Origin of the sequence: Pseudomonas sp. BIGb0176 (assembly GCF_024810175.1) — a bacterium.
Lineage (GTDB): Bacteria > Pseudomonadota > Gammaproteobacteria > Pseudomonadales > Pseudomonadaceae > Aquipseudomonas > Aquipseudomonas protegens.
Window position 1 is genome coordinate 286,921 of record NZ_JANUEC010000005.1, and the last position, 18,999, is coordinate 305,919.

The 18,999-nt window shown below is 64.2% G+C and carries 18 protein-coding genes; 5 read left to right on the top strand and 13 right to left on the bottom strand.

What is annotated here, in order from left to right; translation table 11 throughout:
- Positions 1-56: 56 nt before the first annotated feature.
- Together M2395_RS28135 and M2395_RS28140 are read right to left on the bottom strand one after the other, a co-directional pair.
- Positions 57-1,445 (bottom strand): heavy metal sensor histidine kinase, encoded by a 1,389-nt coding sequence (locus M2395_RS28135; protein ID WP_015633713.1) that lies wholly within the window; start codon positions 1,443-1,445, stop codon positions 57-59.
- Complete coding sequence (locus M2395_RS28140) at positions 1,432-2,112, bottom strand: heavy metal response regulator transcription factor (protein ID WP_011058580.1); 681 nt, start codon at positions 2,110-2,112, stop codon at positions 1,432-1,434. Before M2395_RS28140 ends, M2395_RS28135 begins: the two co-directional genes overlap by 14 nt.
- Positions 2,113-2,248: 136 nt before the next feature.
- Here M2395_RS28140 and M2395_RS28145 point away from each other — a divergent pair, with 136 nt between their 5' ends.
- Positions 2,249-2,737 carry a heme-binding protein gene (locus M2395_RS28145; RefSeq protein ID WP_015633712.1) on the top strand — a complete coding sequence of 163 codons (489 nt, stop codon included), beginning with the start codon at positions 2,249-2,251 and terminating at the stop codon, positions 2,735-2,737.
- Between the two features lie 99 nt (positions 2,738-2,836).
- Positions 2,837-3,247: a hydroxyisourate hydrolase gene (gene uraH, locus M2395_RS28150; RefSeq protein ID WP_011058578.1), complete on the top strand. Its 411-nt coding sequence runs from the start codon at positions 2,837-2,839 to the stop codon at positions 3,245-3,247.
- A gap of 270 nt (positions 3,248-3,517) precedes the next feature.
- Here the strand turns inward: uraH and M2395_RS28155 are convergent, their stop codons facing one another.
- Positions 3,518-4,204 (bottom strand): Crp/Fnr family transcriptional regulator, encoded by a 687-nt coding sequence (locus tag M2395_RS28155; protein WP_123431258.1) that lies wholly within the window; start codon positions 4,202-4,204, stop codon positions 3,518-3,520.
- A gap of 102 nt (positions 4,205-4,306) precedes the next feature.
- Between M2395_RS28155 and M2395_RS28160 the strand changes: the two genes are divergently transcribed.
- Positions 4,307-4,831: a DUF962 domain-containing protein gene (locus M2395_RS28160; RefSeq protein ID WP_011058576.1), complete on the top strand. Its 525-nt coding sequence runs from the start codon at positions 4,307-4,309 to the stop codon at positions 4,829-4,831.
- A 141-nt stretch (positions 4,832-4,972) separates the two neighbouring features.
- On the opposite strand, the gene M2395_RS28165 is transcribed toward M2395_RS28160, so the two are convergent.
- From M2395_RS28165 to dibA, 6 genes are all read right to left on the bottom strand, one after another.
- On the bottom strand, positions 4,973-5,962 hold the full coding sequence (locus M2395_RS28165; RefSeq protein WP_011058575.1) for a sulfate/molybdate ABC transporter ATP-binding protein: 990 nt from the start codon (positions 5,960-5,962) through the stop codon (positions 4,973-4,975).
- Between the two features lie 3 nt (positions 5,963-5,965).
- Positions 5,966-6,838 carry a sulfate ABC transporter permease subunit CysW gene (gene cysW, locus M2395_RS28170; protein WP_011058574.1) on the bottom strand — a complete coding sequence of 291 codons (873 nt, stop codon included), beginning with the start codon at positions 6,836-6,838 and terminating at the stop codon, positions 5,966-5,968.
- Between the two features lie 12 nt (positions 6,839-6,850).
- Positions 6,851-7,669, bottom strand: coding sequence for a sulfate ABC transporter permease subunit CysT (gene cysT / locus M2395_RS28175; protein WP_011058573.1), 819 nt, complete (start codon positions 7,667-7,669; stop codon positions 6,851-6,853).
- Between the two features lie 150 nt (positions 7,670-7,819).
- Positions 7,820-8,830: a sulfate ABC transporter substrate-binding protein gene (locus M2395_RS28180; protein WP_011058572.1), complete on the bottom strand. Its 1,011-nt coding sequence runs from the start codon at positions 8,828-8,830 to the stop codon at positions 7,820-7,822.
- Positions 8,831-9,001: 171 nt separating this feature from the next.
- Positions 9,002-9,184 carry a sulfur starvation response protein OscA gene (oscA, locus tag M2395_RS28185; protein WP_011058571.1) on the bottom strand — a complete coding sequence of 61 codons (183 nt, stop codon included), beginning with the start codon at positions 9,182-9,184 and terminating at the stop codon, positions 9,002-9,004.
- Positions 9,185-9,484: 300 nt separating this feature from the next.
- The gene (gene dibA, locus M2395_RS28190) at positions 9,485-11,404 is read right to left on the bottom strand and encodes a phosphodiesterase DibA (protein WP_041115116.1); all 1,920 of its coding nucleotides are present in this window, start codon (positions 11,402-11,404) and stop codon (positions 9,485-9,487) included.
- 146 nt (positions 11,405-11,550) lie between these two features.
- On the opposite strand from dibA, the gene desA reads away from it, so the two are divergent.
- Both desA and M2395_RS28200 read left to right on the top strand, forming a co-directional pair.
- On the top strand, positions 11,551-12,735 hold the full coding sequence (gene desA, locus M2395_RS28195) for a delta-9 fatty acid desaturase DesA (RefSeq protein WP_011058569.1): 1,185 nt from the start codon (positions 11,551-11,553) through the stop codon (positions 12,733-12,735).
- Positions 12,736-12,951: 216 nt separating this feature from the next.
- Entirely contained in the window at positions 12,952-13,944 is a 993-nt protein-coding gene (locus tag M2395_RS28200; RefSeq protein WP_011058568.1) for a sensor domain-containing diguanylate cyclase, read from the top strand.
- A gap of 106 nt (positions 13,945-14,050) precedes the next feature.
- Here M2395_RS28200 and M2395_RS28205 read toward each other — a convergent pair whose 3' ends face one another.
- From M2395_RS28205 to M2395_RS28220, 4 genes are all read right to left on the bottom strand, one after another.
- Positions 14,051-15,265, bottom strand: coding sequence for a response regulator (locus M2395_RS28205; RefSeq protein ID WP_123431259.1), 1,215 nt, complete (start codon positions 15,263-15,265; stop codon positions 14,051-14,053).
- 138 nt (positions 15,266-15,403) lie between these two features.
- Positions 15,404-16,681: a 4-aminobutyrate--2-oxoglutarate transaminase gene (gene gabT / locus M2395_RS28210; protein WP_011058566.1), complete on the bottom strand. Its 1,278-nt coding sequence runs from the start codon at positions 16,679-16,681 to the stop codon at positions 15,404-15,406.
- A 177-nt stretch (positions 16,682-16,858) separates the two neighbouring features.
- On the bottom strand, positions 16,859-18,301 hold the full coding sequence (gene gabD, locus M2395_RS28215) for an NADP-dependent succinate-semialdehyde dehydrogenase (protein ID WP_011058565.1): 1,443 nt from the start codon (positions 18,299-18,301) through the stop codon (positions 16,859-16,861).
- Positions 18,302-18,681: 380 nt separating this feature from the next.
- Positions 18,682-18,996: a RebB family R body protein gene (locus tag M2395_RS28220; protein ID WP_011058564.1), complete on the bottom strand. Its 315-nt coding sequence runs from the start codon at positions 18,994-18,996 to the stop codon at positions 18,682-18,684.
- Positions 18,997-18,999: the final 3 nt, after the last annotated feature.

Here is an 18,999-nt window from a genome sequence, read left to right on the forward strand (position 1 = left end):
CGCAAATACTGCAGGCCGCTGAAGGCCTGGCGGCCTTGTCGCAGCCTCGGCAGCGGCTACAGGAGGGGGAAGCCCAGTTCGAATACCGTGGCCTGCTCATCGCTCGTGACCCGCACCTGGCCGCCATGCAGCAGCATGATCGAGTGCACGATGGCCAGCCCCAGGCCCCCGGAGTCCCCCGGCTCGGCTCGGGACGGGTCGACCCGGTAGAAACGGTCGAACAGCCGGGGCAGGTGCTCGGGGGCGATCGCCGGGCCCTGGTTGTGCACCTGCAACCAGCACCAGCCCGCTTCGTCGTGGCGCCGCAGGCGGATCAGCGACCCTGCATCGGCATGACGCACGGCATTGGCCAGAAGGTTGCCCAGGGCCCGTTGCAGCAATTGCTGGTCAGCCCGCAGCTCGCCGGAAAAACCGTTCTCCAGGCGCAACTGGCGGTCGTCGGCCAGGGCTTCGAAGTAGTCGCACAGTTGCGCCCCGACACCGGCCAGTGACAGTACCTGCAGGTCCAGCACCGCATCGGCCTGCTCGGCCCGGGCCAGGAACAGCAGGTTCTCGGCCATGCGCCCCAGGCGCTCGAACTCTTCCATGTTGGAGGCCAGCACTTCCTGGTACTCCGCCGCACTGCGCGGCTGGTTCAAGGCCAGGCCATTGCTGCCCAGGAGGTTGTGCAACGGCGTGCGGATCTCGTGGGCCAGGTCGGCGGAAAATTGCGACAGACGCTCAAAGCTCTCTTCCAGCCGCGCCAGCATGGCGTTCAGGGCCTGCACCGGCTCGTGGAATTCCGCCGGGATGCCGTTGGTGTGCAGGCGCCGGTCGAGGCTGCGCAGGTCGATCTGGCGGGCCGCTTCGCTGAGCTGGCGCAAGGGCTGCAAGCCCCGGCGCAACAGCAGCAGGCCCAGGGCGAAGGCCAGCAAGGCCCCCAGCCCCACCGCCAGGTACAGGCGCAGGCGGTAACTGGCGAGCATCTGCTCGCGCTCGCTGAGAACCTTGCCGGCGACCACAGTCAGGGCTTCGCCCTTGGGCCCCCGGGCCTGGCCCGCCAGCAGCGCCACCGGCACATCGTCCGGCCCCGGCCAGAGGCGGACATCGGTGCGTTGCGGCGCCTGTTGCAGCGCAATGGGGTCGAGCGCGGGCAGGGGCTGCCGGCGCGGGTTGATGTCGATCACCGTCGAGCCATCGGCCCGCAGCACCAGCAGCAGGCTTTCCTGGTTGCCCAGCATGTTCTGGTACAGCCGGGGCCGGGCTTGCAGGGCATCCAGGCTGTCGCTGTCCTGCAGCAGGGCCCGCACCTGTTCCAGGCGGCCGAGCAGGGCCAGGTCGTCGCGGTAGGCGATTTCCCCGGCCAGGGAACGGTAGAGGAACACCCCGATCACGCTGAGCACCAGGGCGCAGACCGCGGCAAAGGCCAGGGCCAGCCGCCAGGCGATGGAACTAGAGCGCTTCATCCGGGGCTTCCAGCTGGTAGCCGACGCCACGCACGGTGTGGATCAGCTTGGGCATGTAGGGGTCGTCGACCTTGGCCCGCAACCTTCGTACCGCCACTTCCACCATGTTGGTGTCGCTGTCGAAGTTCAGGTTCCACACCTGGGAGGCGATGAGGGTCCGCGACAGCACTTCGCCCTGGCGGCTGGCCAACAGGTGCAGTAGGGCGAACTCCTTGTTGGTCAGGGCGATGCGCTGGCCGCCACGGCTGACGCGACGGCGCAGCACGTCGATCTCCAGGTCGGCGATGCTGAAGGACTCGGCCTCGCGCAGCGGTCCGCGGCGCAGCAGGGTGCGCACCCGGGCCAGTAGCTCGGCAAAGGCGAAGGGCTTGAGCAGGTAGTCGTCGGCGCCCAGTTCCAGGCCGCGGACCCGATCCTCGATAGCGTCGCGGGCGGTGAGGAACAGCACCGGGGTGGCACCGCGCTGGCGCACCAGTTGCAGCAACTGCCAGCCGTTGAGGCCGGGGAGCATGACGTCGAGGATGATCAGGTCGTACTCCTGCTGCTCGATGAAATAGCGCCCGTCCAGGCCGTTCAGGGCCACGTCCACGGCAAAGCCGGATTCTCCCAGGCCCTTGGCAAGGAAATGGGCGGTCTTGGCTTCGTCTTCAACTACCAGCAAACGCATGGCGCACCTCGGAAATGATCGGCACAGGCTAGGCGCCCGACGCGCGCTTGCCCATTACAAACTTGTAATCAAGACGACGGAGTTCTGACGGAGTGCGCTGGCTAAGGTGGCCACCGGTCTTTATGGAGCTCGTTCGATGATCTGCAAACCTCTTGTCCTGGGCCTCGGCCTGAGCCTCGCCGGCACGGCCCTGGCGGCGCTCGAACTGCCGCGCCATGCCGAACTGGACCTGGCCGCCGCCCGCCAGTTGGCCGATGCCAGCCTGGCCCAGTGCACCGCGGCGGTATCGGTGCTGGACCGTGGCGGCAACCTGCTGGTGGCGATGCGCGGCGATGGGGTGGGCCCGCACAACGGCCCGGCCAGCCAGCGCAAGGCCTACACCGCGCTGTCGACCAAGACTTCGAGCCGGCTGTTCGCCGAACGGGCGCGCAACAACCCCGAGGCGGCCAATCTCAATACCTTGCCGGAGCTGTTGTTGCTCGGTGGCGGCCTTGCGTTGTTTGCCGGCAAGCAGTTGGTGGGGGCCATCGGGATTGCCGGGGCCGGTGGCGCAGCGCAGGACGAGGCGTGTGCGCTCCAGGCCGCGCAGCGGGTGGGGTTGGCTACCGAGGCCGGGCGTGAGTGATCGTGAAAGCCTGCGCCCGCGTTGCGGTCGTTCGCAGCCTCGCGGGCTCGGCAGCGGCTACAGGTTGTGTTGTTTGTTCAATCGAGGAAGGAGTGGGGCATGAATGTTTTGCGTAATAGTCTGGCGGCCATCGGCCTGTGTGGTTTGTCGAGCCTGGCCCTGGCGGCAGGCAATCCGTTGAGCGTGCACGTGCTAAACCTGGAGAACGGCCTGCCATCGCCGGGGGTCAAGGTGACCCTGGAGCAGCAGGTGGGCCAGGACTGGAAGCCCTTGTCCGAAGGGGTGACCAATGAGCAGGGGCGGATTGCCGAGCTGTTTCCGGCGGGCCGGGCGCTGACGGCCGGCGAATATCGGGTGGTGTTCAAGACCGGCGAGTACTTCAGGCAAGCCAAGCGCGAGACCTTCTTTCCGGAGATCCCGGTGATCTTCGAGGTCAGGCAGACCGAGCAGCATTACCACATTCCGTTGTTGCTCAGCCCTTATGGGTTCTCGACCTATCGTGGCTCGTAGGAACCGGCTGCCGGCGAAGGCGATCTCGCGGGCCTCTTCGCTGGCAAGCCAGCTCCTACGGGAGGCAGGAACATCGCGGGGGTTTCTGTAGGAGCCGGCTTGCCGGCGAAGGCTATCTCGCGGGCCTCTTCGCTGGCAAGCCAGCTCCTACGGGAGGCAGGGACAACGCGGGGGGCTTCTGTAGGAGCCGGCTTGCCGGCGAAGGCGATCTTGCGGGCCTCTTCGCTGGCAAGCCAGCTCCTACGGGAGGCAGGAATATCGCGGGGGCTTCTATGGCGAGGTCAGGGCGTGCAGGCGCTCGGTGTCGAGGATTTCGATCTCGCCGTAGCTCAAGCGCAGGATGCCCTGGTGCTGCAGGTCCTTGAGGATCTGGTTGGTGGTCTGGCGCGACAGCGAGAGCATCAGCGCCAGTTGTTCCTGGGGCAGTTGCAACACGCGGCGGGCCTGGGCCACTTCACCGTAGCCGGCGGCCATCGCCAGCAGGCGGCTGGCCACCCGCGCCGGGGCCGGCATCAGGCTCAACTGCTCCAGGTTGATAAAGGCCAGGCGCAGTTTGTGGCTCATCAGCAGGGCGAACTGGCGCCAGTATTGCGGCTGCTGCTCCAGTAGTTGCAGCAGATTCGCCTGCGGCACCTGGAGCAGGGTGCAGGCGCCCTCGGCGTAGGCATCGTGGGTACGGGGCTGGCCGTCGAACAGGCAGATCTCGCCGAACCAGTGGGGCGCTTCCATCAGGCTCAGCAAGGCCTCCTTGCCCTGCTCGCTGACCGCGCCCACCCGCACCGTGCCCTCCAGCACCGCGTACAGCCCGCAGGGCGGATCGCCGCGCCGGAACAGGCACTGCCCCGCCGTCAGCCGGCGCAGGCGCGCACTGTCGAGCAAACTATTCTGTAAGGAAGCCGGCAGGTGGCTGAACCACTGGCCGGTCATCAGGCATTCACGCCACTGGTGCAGGTCCATGAACAGGTCTTTCCCTCAGGGCATCGCAATGATTGTCGCCTAGCTGACAGAGCCGAGCACCGCCGCCGGGCATGATCGAGCCACCCTAACGGAGGAACAACAATGAAAAGCCTCGTTGATCATCTCAGTCAATACGCCGCCTACCACCGCGACCCGCGCAATATCGCCAGCCACTTTATCGGCATTCCGATGATCGTGGTGGCGGTGGCCGTGCTGTTGTCGCGTCCCGCCTGGAGCATGGCCGGGCTGTCGTGGTCGCCGGCGTTGCTGCTGGCCCTGGCCGCATCAGTGTTCTACCTGCGCCTGGAAGTGCGCCTGGGGGTGCTGATGACGGTGCTGATGGCGCTATCGGTGTGGGCCGGCCAGGTGCTGGCGGCGCAAAGTACCGGGCTCTGGCTGAGCAGCGGCCTGGGCCTGTTCGTGATCGGGTGGGTGATCCAGTTCATCGGCCATTACTACGAAGGCCGCAAACCGGCCTTTGTCGATGATCTGTCGGGTTTGATCGTCGGTCCGCTGTTCGTGGTGGCCGAACTGGCGTTCCTGCTGGGGCTGCGCCACGACTTGAAACAGGCCATCGAGCAGCGCTCGGGCCCGGTGGCCCTGCGGCACAAGAAAGCCATGATCTGAAGCCCGGGAACGCTTCGGGAATATTGGGCCGGCCCCCGCAGGAGCCGGCTTGCCGGCGAAGAGGCCTTCGAGCCAGGTGCAAACCTGAAGGACGCTTTCGCTGGCAAGCCAGCTCCTACAGCGGGCGTGATGTCGGCGGGGTCAGAGGCTGGCGTGTTTCTGCCAGACCTTGGGCTTGAAGAACAGGGTTTCGCCACGAGCCAGGCCGATCAGGCTGTCGTGGTCCTTCACCACTTCGGCTTCGATCAGTTCGCTCTGCCCTTCCACCTTCAGGGTCACCCGGGTGGTGGCCCCCAGCGGACGGATATCCCGCACTTCGGCGGCGTGGTGGTCTTCCAGTTCGGAACGCGACAGCGACACTTCGTGAGGCCGGAACAACACGTGGTTGTCCTCCCCCAGGTGCAGGCGGTTGGAGTCGCCGAGGAAGTGGTAGACGAAGTCGCTGGCCGGGTTCTCGTAGACCTCGCCCGGGGAACCGATCTGCTCGATCACGCCCTTGTTCATCACCACGATGCGGTCGGCCACTTCCATGGCTTCTTCCTGGTCGTGGGTAACGAATACCGAAGTCAGGTTGATGTCTTCGTGCAGCCGCGCCAGCCAGCGCCGCAGCTCCTTGCGCACCTTGGCGTCGAGGGCGCCGAAGGGTTCGTCCAGCAGCAGCACCTTGGGCTCCACCGCCAGGGCGCGGGCCAGGGCGATACGCTGGCGCTGGCCGCCGGAGAGCTGTTCCGGGTAACGGTCGGAGAGCCAGTCCAGCTGCACCATGTTCAGCAGCTCGTGGACCTTCTCGGCGATCTTGCTCTCGCTGGGGCGCTGGTTCTTCGGCTTCATGCGCAGGCCGAAGGCAACGTTGTCGAACACGCTCATGTGGCGGAACAGGGCGTAGTGCTGGAACACGAAACCGACGTTGCGATCACGCACGTCGTGGCCCGAGACATCCTCGCCGTGGAACACGATGCTGCCTTGGTCCGGGGTTTCCAGCCCGGCGATGATCCGCAGCAGCGTGGTCTTGCCGCAACCGGACGGGCCCAGCAGGGCCACCAGCTCGCCGCTCTGGATGTCCAGGTTGATGCTGTTCAGGGCCTTGAAGGCGTTGAAGTTCTTGCTGACGTTACGGACTTCGATCGACATGACTTATTCCTCCGCGGCGCTGGCGCGCAGGCGGTTGATTCGGGATTCGCTCCACTGCTTGAGCAGCAGGATGAACAACGCAAGGATCAGCAACAGGCTGGCGACGGCAAAGGCGGCGACGTGGTTGTACTCGTTGTAGAGGATTTCCACGTGCAGCGGCAGGGTGTTGGTGACCCCGCGAATATGCCCGGAAACCACCGACACCGCGCCGAACTCACCCATGGCCCGGGCGGTACACAGCACCACGCCGTAGATCAGGCCCCATTTGATGTTGGGCACGGTGACGTGCCAGAACATCTGCCAGCCATTGGCCCCCAGCAACCTGGCGGCCTCCTCTTCCTGCGTGCCCTGCTCCTGCATCAGCGGGATCAGTTCCCGGGCAACGAAGGGCACGGTGACGAAGATGGTGGCCAGGACAATGCCCGGCAAGGCGAAGACGATCTGGATGTCGTGGTCCGAAAGCCACGGGCCGAACAGGCCCTGGGCGCCGAACATCAGCACATAGACCAGGCCGGCGATCACCGGCGACACCGAGAACGGCAGGTCGATCAGGGTCACCAGGATGCTCTTGCCGCGGAACGAGTACTTGCTCACGCACCAGGCCGCGCTGACCCCGAACACCAGGTTCAGGGGCACCGAGATCAGCACCGCGATCACCGTGAGTTTCAGCGCCGACAGGGCGTCGGGCTCGAAGATCGCATCGAAGAACGCCCCCAGGCCGAGCTTCAGGCCCTGGGACACCACGATGAACAGCGGCAGCAGCAGGAACAGGGCGAAGATCAGCCAGCCGAGGCCGATCAGCAGGCGCCGCGAGGTGGCGCTGCCACGGCGGGCGGCGTTGGCGGAGGACGCGGCGGAAATGGACGATTGGGACATGGTCGCGCCTCCTTAAGGTCGTTCGATGCGTCGCTGCAGCAGGTTGATCAGCAGCAGCAGAATGAAGGAAACCACCAGCATCAGCACGCCGATGGAAGTGGCGCCGGTGTAATCGTACTGGTCGAGCTTGACCATGATCAGCAGGGGCAGGATCTCGGTCTTCATCGGCATGTTGCCGGCGATGAAGATCACCGAGCCGTACTCGCCCACGCCCCGGGCAAAGGCCAGGGCAAAACCGGTGAGCCAGGCCGGCAGCAGGGCCGGTACCAGGATATGGCGGAACACCTGCCACGGCTTGGCACCCAGGCAGGCGGCGGCTTCTTCCACTTCACGGGGGATGTCCGCCAGCACCGGCTGCACCGTGCGCACCACGAATGGCAGGGTGACGAAGGTCAGTGCCAGGGTGATGCCCAGGGGGGTGTAGGCGATCTTGAAACCCAGGTCGGTGGCGAACTGCCCCACCAGGCCGGTGGGCGCGTAGAGCGCGGTCAGGGCAATGCCCGCCACGGCGGTGGGCAGGGCGAATGGCAGGTCGATCATGGCATCGATGATCTTGCGCCCGGGGAAGCTGTAGCGCACCAGGACCCAGGCCAGCAGGGTGCCGATGACGCCGTTGATGATGGCCGCATACAACGCGGTACCGAAGCTCAGCTTGAGCGCGGCGAGCACCCGTGGCGCCGAAATGATCGCCCAGAACTGTTCCCAGGTGAGTTGCGCGGCATGCACGAACATCGCCGCCAGGGGGATGAGCACAATCAGGCTGAGGTACACCAAGGTGTAGCCCAGCGTCAGCCCGAAGCCGGGTATGACGGGGGAGATACGACGCGACATAAGAGTCCTTGGTTAACGGAACGGATACGCAAAACCCGCAACTCAATGCGGGCTCTGCCTGGTAGGAGCCGGCTTGCCGGCCAAAGGGCCCGCAAGTCGTGCGTTGCCCTCAGGGGCGCCTTCGCTGGCAAGCCAGCCCCTACAACAGGGTTATTGCGCCGTGTAGATCTGGTCGAACACGCCACCGTCATTGAAGAATTTCGGTTGGGCAGTTTTCCAGCCGCCGAAGTCCTTGTCGATAGTTACCAGGTCCAGTTTCGGGAACTGCTGGGCATATTTGGCGGCGATGTCCTTGTCCCGTGGGCGGTAGAAGTTCTTCGCGGCAATTTCCTGGCCGGCCGGGCTGTACAGGTGCTTGAGGTAGGCCTCGGCGATCTGAGTGTTGCCTTTCTTCTCGGCGTTCTTGTCCACCACCGCCACTGGCGGCTCGGCGAGGATCGACAGCGAAGGCACGACGATATCGAACTTGTCGGCGCCGCCGTCTTCCTTGAGGGCCAGGAAAGCTTCGTTTTCCCAGGCCAGCAGCACGTCGCCCTGGCCGTTGTTGACGAAGGTGATGGTCGAGCCGCGGGCCCCGGTGTCCAGCACCGGTACGTGCTTGAACAGTTCTTTCACGTATTCCTGAGCTTTGGCCTCACTGCCACCGGCCTTCAGGCCGTAGGCCCAGGCGGCGAGGAAGTTCCAGCGTGCACCACCGGAGGTTTTCGGGTTCGGGGTGATCACCGAGACGTCTTTCTTGATCAGGTCGCCCCAATCCTTGATGCCCTTGGGGTTGCCCTTGCGCACCAGGAACACGATGGTCGAGGTGTATGGCGTGCTGGCGTCGGGCAGGCGCTTCTGCCAGTCCGCCGGCAGCGTCTTGCCGAGCTTGGCGATTTCGTCGATGTCACCGGCCAGGGCCAGGGTCACCACGTCGGCGCGCAGGCCGTCGATCACCGCCCGGCCCTGTTTGCCGGAGCCACCGTGGGATTGCTGGATCTTCACGTTGTCGCCCGGGTGGTCCTTCTTCCAGAAGTTCACGAACTCGGCGTTGTAATCCTGGTACAGCTCACGGGTCGGGTCATAGGACACATTGAGCAGCTCATAGTCCTTGGCAACGGCGGAACCGGCGAAAACGGCGCTGGCGAGGGCGGCCAGGGCATAACGGCGAATCGACGACATGGTGAAGCTCCTGAAATTTTTTAAGGTGCTGGCATTTTTCTTATGGCGATTTCAGCCCGCATTCGAAAAGGAACGCTGGGATTCGTGCAGGGGGTCATGGATGACGCCCTCCGGTTGACCAGTCGGGCCTCTCGTTCGCGAGAGGGTGACGCGGTGTTCAGCGAGGTACTTTCAACTCGGTTTGTGGCCGGGCTGCTGCAGACGGAATTTTTCCTTGCGTTCGATCTGCACGACCTGGGCGTTGTGCACGGTGATTTCCACCGCACCGAAGCGCAGGTCGCGCAGTGCGCTTTGAATTTCCCGCAAGATGGTTGCTTCGTCCTGGCCGTCAACGCTACGTAGAGATGCGCTCATGGTGTTGCTCCTGAGTGGGATGTGCCTGGCAGTGGCGGCACTGCTTGCGGCGTGGGAGCAATACTAGATAGGGCCGGATATTCTTAAAAATACTATTTAAGAATGTTTATATAACCAGAAGAAATTATTCGAGCTGACAGCAGCTTAGCCCCAACCCTGTAGCCGCTGCCGAGCTTCAGCGAGGTTGCGCAAAGGCCCCCAGGGCCTTGCCTGGCGCCCTTGCGCCAAACCTCAACACCGCGCCTGCCACGTCGGTATGCCGCCCAAACCGTTCGCAGCCTGCGCCAGCGGCTACAGGGATCAACGGATCTGCGGGGCGTTGCTCCAGACCAGTTGCGCCGCCGGCATCGGCCGGCCGAACCAGTAGCCCTGGCCCAGGTCGCAGGCGTGCTCCAGAAGGAAACGCGCCTGTTCCACCTGCTCGATACCCTCGGCATGCACCTGCATGCCCATGCTCTGGGCCAGGGCAATGATGACCCGGGATATCGCTGCATCGTCCTCGTCGAACGGCAGGCCGGCGACAAAACCCTGGTCGATCTTAAGCTTCTGCACCGGCAGGCGCTTGAGCCGCAGCAGGGAGGAGTAGCCCGTGCCGAAGTCGTCGATGGCCAGGCGAATACCCAGCTCGCGCAAACGGTGCATCTGCTCCAGGGCCACTTCGGGATCGTCCATCACCGCGCTTTCGGTGACTTCCAGCTCCAGGTAGGCCGGGTCCAGCCCGGTCTCGTGCAGCACCTGGGCCACCTGCTGGTACAGCTCGCTGCGGGCGAACAGGCGGGTCGAGACATTCACCGCGATAAACGACAGCACCACGCCATCGGCCTGCCACTGGCACATCTGCCGGCAAGCCTGCTGCATGACCCAGGCATCGATCTCGGCGATCATCCCGGTGCGCTCGGCAATCGGTATGAACTCCGCCGGCGACACCAGCCCGCGCTCGGGATGCTCCCAGCGCACCAGGGCCTCGACGCCTACCAGGCGGCTGGTCTTGAGGTCGTGCACCGGCTGGTAATAGACCCGCAGTTCCTGCTGGTCCAGGGCGCGGCGCAGCTCGAAGGCGATTTCCACCCGCTGCTGGGCATGGGCGGTGAGCTCCTCGGTGTACAGGGCGTAACCGTTGCGCCCGGCGCTTTTGGCCTTGAACAGCGCCGCATCGGCGTTGCGCAGCAGTTGGCTGGCACTCAACGCGTCGCTGGGAAACAGGCTGATACCGATACTGGCGTTGATCACCACCTGCTGCTCGCCGAGCTGGAAGGGCTCCTTGAGGCCGTCGATGATGCGCTGGGCCAGGGCCGCCGCCTGCACCAGCTGCGGGCAGCTTTCGGCCAGCACCGCGAACTCGTCGCCGCCCAGGCGCGCCAGGGTGATGCCCGGGCCGAACATCCCGCCCAGGCGCTCGGCCACCGCCTTGAGCAGCTGGTCGCCGACGTTGTGCCCCAGGCTGTCGTTGATCATCTTGAAGTGGTCCAGATCGATCATCAGCATGGCGCAGCCGCGCTTGTGGATCTGCGCTGAAGCCAGGGCCTGTTCGGCACGGTCGGTGAACAGCAGGCGGTTGGGCAGGTCGGTCAGCGGATCGTGATGGGCCAGGTGAGCCAGCTCGTGCTCGGAATCCTTGATCGCGCTGATGTCGGAAAATACCGCAACGTAATGAGTCAGCTCGCCCTGCTCATCGCGGATCGCGCGGATGGTCTGCCATTGCGGGTAGATCTCGCCGCTCTTGCGCCGATTCCAGATTTCGCCGCTCCACTCATCGGTCTTCTGCAACGAGTCGAACATCGATTGATAGAACTGCGCCGAATGATGCCCGGACTTGAACAGGCTCGGCTGACGGCCCAGCACCTCTTCGCGCTGGTAGCCGGTGATTTCGATGAAGGCGCGGTTGACGTGGACGATCTGCCCCTGGGTATCGCTCACCAGCACCCCTTCGCGGGTGCAGTCGAATACCGCCGCAGCCTGGCGCAGGCGCTCGCGGTCCTTCTGCTGGTGGCGCAGCCAGCGATCGGCCCCCAACACCCGCAGCAGACGGGCCCGGGCGAAGAAGATCAGCACCGCGCTGACCACCGCCCAGGCATAGCCGCCAACCAGTTGCCAATGGGCCCGATCGGAAGACTCATCGAAGAAACTGCTCAATAAGTAACCACTGAACTGCAACCAGACCAGCGACAACAGCAGATAGAGCAGCGCGGCACGCAAACCATTGCGATAAGAAACCGACATAAGTCCGTCTATTTCCACACGAAAAGTTTGGGATTATAGAGGAAGAAACATTCCGCCACTCTTATCTGAAAGGGCGACTGGTTTTCTCAGTGGGCTTAGTGATAATGCCTGGGCTGTTTTTTTCTTTATCGAGGGCCTTATCGCCTATGTGGTACGAAGGTTTACTTGGCTTGTCCGCCTGGCAACTGGTGGCAGTCACCCTGTTGATGACCCACGTGACCATTGTCGCGGTCACGGTCTATCTGCATCGCTATTCCGCGCACCGTTCCCTGGAACTCAACGCCGGCCTGAAACATTTCTTCCGCTTCTGGCTGTGGCTGACCACGGCGCAGAACACCCGCGAGTGGACCGCCATCCACCGCAAGCACCACGCCAAGTGCGAAACCGCCGACGACCCCCACAGCCCGGTGGTCAAGGGCCTGTCCACCGTGCTGCGCAAGGGCGCAGAGCTGTATCGCGAAGAGGCGAAGAACCCGGAGACCCTGCGCATCTACGGCAAGAACTGCCCGGAAGACTGGATCGAACGCAACCTCTACAGCCGCTACAAGCTGGGCGGCGTGGCGCTGATGGCAGCCATCGACCTGCTGCTGTTCGGCACCATCGGCATCACCATCTGGGCCATCCAGATGATGTGGATTCCGTTCTGGGCCGCCGGGGTCATCAATGGCCTGGGGCATGCGGTGGGCTACCGTAACTTCGAATGCCGCGACGCCGCCACCAACCTGGTGCCCTGGGGCATCATCGTCGGCGGCGAAGAGCTGCACAACAACCACCACACCTACCCCAACTCGGCCAAGCTCTCGGTGAAGAAGTGGGAGTTCGACCTGGGCTGGGCCTGGATCAAGGTCTTCAGCTTCCTGCGTCTGGCCAGGGTCCAGCGCGTGGCGCCCATCGCCCACCGGGTCGAAGGCAAGGGCCACCTGGACATGGATACCGCCATGGCCATCCTCAACAACCGGTTCCAGATCATGGCCCAGTACCGCAAGCTGGTGATCGGCCCGCTGGTGAAACAGGAACTGGCCAAGGTCGATCATTCGGTGCGCCACCAGTTCCACCGCGCCAAGCGCCTGCTGTCCCGGGAAACCAGCCTGCTGGAAGACCGCCACCACCTGCGCATCCAGAGCATGCTGGAGCACAGCCAGGCCTTGAAGGTGATCTACGAGAAGCGTCTGGCCCTGCAGCAGATCTGGGTCAAGACCAGCTCCAACGGCCACGACATGCTCGCGGCCATCAAGGATTGGGTGCATGAGGCCGAGGCCAGCGGCATTCAGTCCCTGCGTGATTTCGCCCATCAGCTCAAGACCTATTCCCTGCGTCCCACCACCGCCTGACCCCAGCCCCTCGCCACTCCCGTGGCGAGGGGCTGCCCTTCTGAAATCAAGCCTTACAGGCACCTCTCGACCGTCTGGCGGGCGCTCGCGCTATCGCTGTAGCGGCCGGGAACTTAGCGCCCGATCCCCTATCTCAAACAACACTTCGCCACCCAGGCGGGCTTGGTTGTAGCCGCTGCCTAACGGCGCGCGGCACGCCCTTTGAGATCTGTGCCGATGGTCAACAAGAACCCACACACTCCCTCTGCGCTTCCACAGTGGCCCGAAGCCGCGCAAACCCTGATGGCCCTGATGCATGCACAGGGCGAAGTGGCCCGCCTGACCGAACGAGAGCAGCTGTTCAGCTCGCTGCTGGTCAGTGTCAACGCGGTGCTCTGGGCCTTCGACTGGGACAGCCGCCAGGTGCTGTACGTCAGCCCGGCCTATGAACGGATCTTCGGTCGCCCCGCAGGCCTGCTTCTGGCGGACTGCAATCAATGGCGCGACAGCATCTACCCCGATGACCTGGAGTACGCCGAGCGCAGCCTGGCCCAGGTCCTGGAAAAGGGCGCGGTGGAAGATCGCGAATACCGCATCATCGATGCCCAGGGCCAGGTGCGCTGGCTCAGCGACAAATGCTTCATCAACCGCAATGCCGAGCCCGGGCAACGCCTGATCGTGGTCGGCATCGCCGAAGACATCACCGAAAAGAAGCAGCTGGAAACCGAGTTGCAACGCCTGGCCACCACCGACGTGCTGACCCAGAGCAGCAACCGTCGGCACTTCTTCGAATGCGCCAACCGCGAGTTCGAGCAGGCGCGCCTGCAAGGCTCGTCCCTGGCCTTCTTGCTGCTGGATATCGATGACTTCAAAGTGATCAACGACACCTACGGCCACCCCGAAGGCGACATCGTCCTGCAGCGCATCGCCGAAAGCGGGCGCGCGGCCCTGCGTCGCGGCGACCTGTTCGGGCGGATCGGTGGCGAGGAGTTCGCCGCGGTTTTTCCCGGCTGCACCGCGGACATGGCCCGCCAGGTGGCCGAGCGCCTGCAACGGGAGATCCAGCGCCAGAATTTCAGCCACCAGGGCCAGACGTTCACCATCACCGTGAGCCAGGGCCTGACCGGCCTGCTGGCGGAAGACGAAAGCCTGGACAACCTGTTCGCCCGCGCCGACAGCGCCATGTACGAAGCCAAGCGCCAGGGCAAGAACCGCATCATCACCGGATAAACCCGCGATCACTCGCCCGTAGGAGCTGGCTGGCCCGCGAAGGCGCCCGCAAGGCTTGCACAAGACTCCAAGGCCTCTTCGCCGGCCAGCCGGCTCCTACAGTGGTTCAGCCCGTGCGCAGGCGGGTCAGTTCCGGCAGCCCGACCTTCAGCAGCCGCGCGGTCTTGCAGCGCGCGATCTCTTCCACCCCTTCGTGCTCGGTCAGCCGCGCCAGCTGCGCCGCCAGGTTCATCACCAGTGCCTCGCGGGAATACACCCCACCGCCCAACTGGTAGATCGAGGCAATCAGTTCCCGCAGTTCAAGGGGCATGCGCCAGCGGGTCCGCAGCGCCGAGCCGTAGGCCGCGCCAAAGCGCTCCAGGGCATCGCCGATTTCTTCCTGGTCGTCCAGCTCGCCGCCGGCCTGTTTCCACTCCTGCAGGCAACGCAGCAGCGCCAGGTCGCCCAGGCGATGCAGTAGCCCGGCGCAGTAGCAGCGCTCCTGGTCCAGGTCCAGCAGGCGCGCCAGGGTCCGGCCGTATTCCGCGGTATGCAGGGACAGCTCCCAATAGCGCTCGGCATAGTCGGCCAGGGCCGGATCGCTCAGGCGCGCGCTGCGCTTGAGGGTCAGGCCGAGGATCAGGTTCATGCTCTGCCCGGTGCCCAGCCGATGCAGGGCCTGGGACAGGGTCTGCACGCCGTCACCATGGTGCTGCGCGGCGCTGTTGGCTGCAGCGATCAGCACCGCGGTGACCTGGGGATCGGTGCGGATCTCTTCCTCCAGCACCTTGAGGTCCAGGCCTTCGGGGTTGAGGCTGCGCTTGACCGCCAATTGCACATCGGTGAGCAGCGGCGCGCCGTCGGCCACATCGCGCCGGCGTTCGAGAAAGGGCCACAGGGTCATGCCCGGCGCTAGGGCCGGCACCTCGCAGGAGACTTCCTGGCCGGCGTCCAGCAGCAGGCCCTGCAGGCGCTGGGTCAGCCCCTCCATGTTCAGGGGCTTGGTCAGGTAGGCAGTGGGCGCCAGGGGCAAGGCCTCGCGCACGCTGGCGCTGTCGCTGCGCACGCTCAGCAGGATGAACGGCTGCACCGGATTGCGCTTGCGCTGGCGCACCGCGCGCAGCAGCGACAGGCCATCGATGCCCGGCAGCTCCCAATCGGCAATGATCAGGTCATAGGGTTTGGCGCTCAGCAGGTCCATGGCCTCCTGACCGTCGGCACACAAGTCCAGACGCGCATCACAGCGCACGTTCAACAGCACTTGCTTGAGCAAATCACGAGACCAGGGATCAGCCTCGGCAATCAGCACGCGAGGTACAGCGGGTAAATCAACAGCGGTCATGCAGCACGCTCCCTAGGCAATCCCTTGCACCTTAGTCAATGCGCGGGCTTCCATACAACGCAAATCCCCCTGGAGCCGCTTGAGGGCGAAAAAAAACCCGCCGAAGCGGGTTTTTCTGTCGATCAGGTCACAGCGTCATCAGAGTTCAGCGAAGCACTCTTCGATGATGGCCAGGCCTTTGTCCAGCTGGGCATCCGGCGAGGTCAGCGGTACCAGAACCCGCAGAACGTTGCCGTAGGTGCCGCAGGACAGCAGGATCAGCCCCTTGTCGCGAGCCTTGGCCACGACCTGGGCCACGGCAGCGGCGTTCGGCTTGTGGCTGTCGCCATTCTCGAACAGTTCCACCGCGATCATCGCGCCCAGGGCACGCACTTCACCGATCACCGGGTACTTGGCCTGGATGGCCTTGAGGCCGGTCACCAGGCGCTCGCCAACAGCCTTGCAGCGATCCAGCAGGTGCTCTTCCTCGAACACTTCCATCACCGCCAGGGCCGCCGCACAGGCGATCGGGCTACCGGCGTAGGTGCCGCCCAGGCCGCCTGGAGCGATGGCGTCCATGTACTCGGCCTTGCCGCAGACACCGGCCAGCGGGAAGCCGCCGGCGATGGACTTGGCGAAGGTGGTCAGGTCGGCGGTAACGCCCATCTGTTCCATGGCGAAGAAGGTGCCGGTACGGCCAGCGCCGGTCTGCACTTCGTCAGCGATCAGCAGGATGCCGTGCTGGTCGCACAGGGCGCGCAGGCGCTTCATGAACTCTTTGGGCGCGACGTAGAAGCCGCCTTCGCCCTGCACCGGCTCGATGATGATCGCGGCGATATCACGAGGCTCGGCGTCGTTCTTGAAGATGCGTTCGATGCTGGCGATGGAGTCGTCGATGCTCACGCCGTGCAGTTCATTCGGGTACAGCGCGCGGAAGATGCCGCCTGGCATCAGGCCCATGCCGGCCGAGTAAGGCACGACCTTGCCGGTCAGGCCCAGGGTCATCATGGTGCGGCCGTGGTAGGCGCCGGTGAAGGCGATCACGCCGGCGCGGCCAGTGGCGGCACGGGCGATCTTCACGGCGTTCTCTACGGCTTCGGAGCCGGTGGTCACCAGCAGGGTTTTCTTGGCGAAATCACCTGGCACCTTGGCGTTGATTTTCTCGCACAGCTCCACGTAAGGCTCGTAGGCCAGGACCTGGAAGCAGGTGTGGGTCAGCTTGTTCAGTTGCTCGGTCACCGCGGCGATGATCTTCGGGTGCACGTGACCGGTGTTCAGTACCGCGATACCGCCGGCGAAGTCGATGAACTCGCGGCCTTCAACGTCGGTGACGGTGGCGTTCTTCGCGCTGTCGGCGAAGATCGGGTGAATCTGGCCAACACCGCGCGGTACAGCGGCTTCACGGCGTTTCATCAAAGATGCGTTGGTCTTGCTCATAGTGTCCTCATTCACCGCTGCGGCAGCGGTGTGATTCAAGGGTTGCGGGGCGGGGAAGCGCCTGCGACAGCATGCGATGATCGACTGTCGGAGCGGTCCCGGGCCACCTTGAAAAGTGCGTTTTTTAAAGCTGCGCAGGGGGACAGCGCTCTCGTGCCCCCGGCGCTTGAAACCGGATCAGATACCCAGGCAGAGGTATTTGATTTCCAGGTAATCCTCGATCCCGTACTTGGAACCTTCACGGCCCAGGCCCGAGGCCTTGATGCCGCCGAACGGCGCCACTTCGTTGGAGATCAGGCCGGTGTTGACCCCGACCATGCCGTATTCCAAGGCCTCGGCCACACGGAACACACGGCCCAGGTCACGGGCATAGAAGTACGAGGCCAGGCCGAACTCGGTGTCGTTGGACATGGCGATGACTTCGGCTTCGTCTTTGAAGCGGAACAGCGGCGCCAGTGGGCCAAAGGTTTCTTCCTTGGCCACGGCTGCATCCTTGGGCACGTTGACCAGGATGGTCGGCTCGAAGAAGTTGCCTTCCATGGACTTGCCGCCGGCCAGCAGGGTCGCGCCTTTTTTCAGGGCGTCGGCGATGTGTTCCTGGACCTTGGCCACGGCTTTTTCGTCGATCAGCGGGCCAGTGGTGGTGCCTTCTTCCAGGCCGTTGCCGATCTTCAGCTTGGCCACTGCTGCCTTCAATTTCTCGGCGAAGGCGTCGTAGACCGAATCCTGGATGTACAGGCGGTTGGCGCAGACGCAGGTCTGGCCGTTGTTGCGGTACTTGGAGATGATCGCGCCTTCGACGGCCTTATCCAGGTCCGCGTCGTCGAACACGATGAACGGCGCGTTGCCGCCCAGCTCCAGGGAGACTTTCTTGATGTCCTTGGCGCATTCGGCCATCAGCTGGCGACCGATCTCGGTGGAGCCAGTGAACGACAGCTTGCGCACGATCGGGTTGCTGGTGAGCTCGCCGCCGATGTCGCCGGCGCTGCCGGTGACCACACTCAGCACGCCTTTCGGGATGCCGGCACGGTGCGCCAGTTCCACCAGGGCCAGGGCCGAGAACGGGGTTTGCGAAGCGGGCTTGATGACCATGGTGCAACCGGCGGCCAGGGCCGGGCCGGCTTTACGGGTGATCATCGCCGCCGGGAAGTTCCACGGGGTGATGGCCGCGGTCACGCCGATCGGCTGCTTGATCACGATCAGGCGCTTGTCGGGCTGGTGGCCGGGAATCACGTCACCGTAGATGCGCTTGGCTTCTTCGGCGAACCATTCGATGAAGGAGGCGGCGTAGGCGATTTCGCCCTTGGCTTCGGCCAGCGGCTTACCCTGCTCCAGGGTCATCAGGCGACCCAGGTCGTCCTGGTTCTCGATCAGCAATTCATACCAGCGGCGCAGCTTGGTGGCGCGCTCCTTGGCAGTCAGGGCACGCCAGGCCGGCAGGGCCTTGTCGGCGGCCTCGATGGCGCGGCGGGTTTCGGCAGCGCCCATCTTTGGCACGGTACCGAGGATTTCACCGGTAGCGGGGTTGTTGACCTTGATCGTCTGGCCGTTGTCCGCGTCGACCCAAGCTCCATCGATGAAGGCTTGTTGGCGGAACAACTGGGCGTCTTTGAGCTGCATGTCGGCTTCCTTAACAGCACCGCGCATACGCGGGGCGAATTGTGATTGTAGAAAGGCGCCAGGTCAGGAGGAGAGCGCCGGGGCGCTGTCACCAGCCCGTGGCCAGGCTGCCGTCAGGAAAATCGTTCACTGGGTAAAAGCACGAAAAAGTCGCACACAAGAATAGACGTGCGTTTGGGCACCCAGGCAAGAGCGTTTGAAATCTCAAACGAATCCTAGGGTCAACGGGGGTAAAGGACAATAGGCTGTTCGAAAAAAAGAACGTAAAGGCGCCTAGCGGTAAAAAATCCGCTTCAACCTCCCATGCCGCCGGGCAAAAGACAACGCCCCCGCAGCCTATGGCAGGCGGCGGGGGCGCTGGCATGGCGCCTGTGGAACGGTCAGCTACTGAACGACTTGAGCACCGTCAACAGGCTGGTGAGGTTGTCGGCCACACCGCCCTGGGCGACTTTCTCGGTGGCCGACGCACCGGCGGTGGTGTCGACGCTGTAGATCTGCATCACGCCCTGGTTGGTGGCCGCCTGGGCCAGGGTGTTTTGCTGCTGCTGCGCCGAAACCGAGTTCTGGAACAGGATGGCCACGGACTGGCCCATGGACTGGTAGATGGTGCCCATCGACATGGCTGGCGCTTCGGCGACGACCTTGACGTTGGTCTGGGTGACGGCATCGGTGATTTGCGGACTGACTGTGCTCATAAA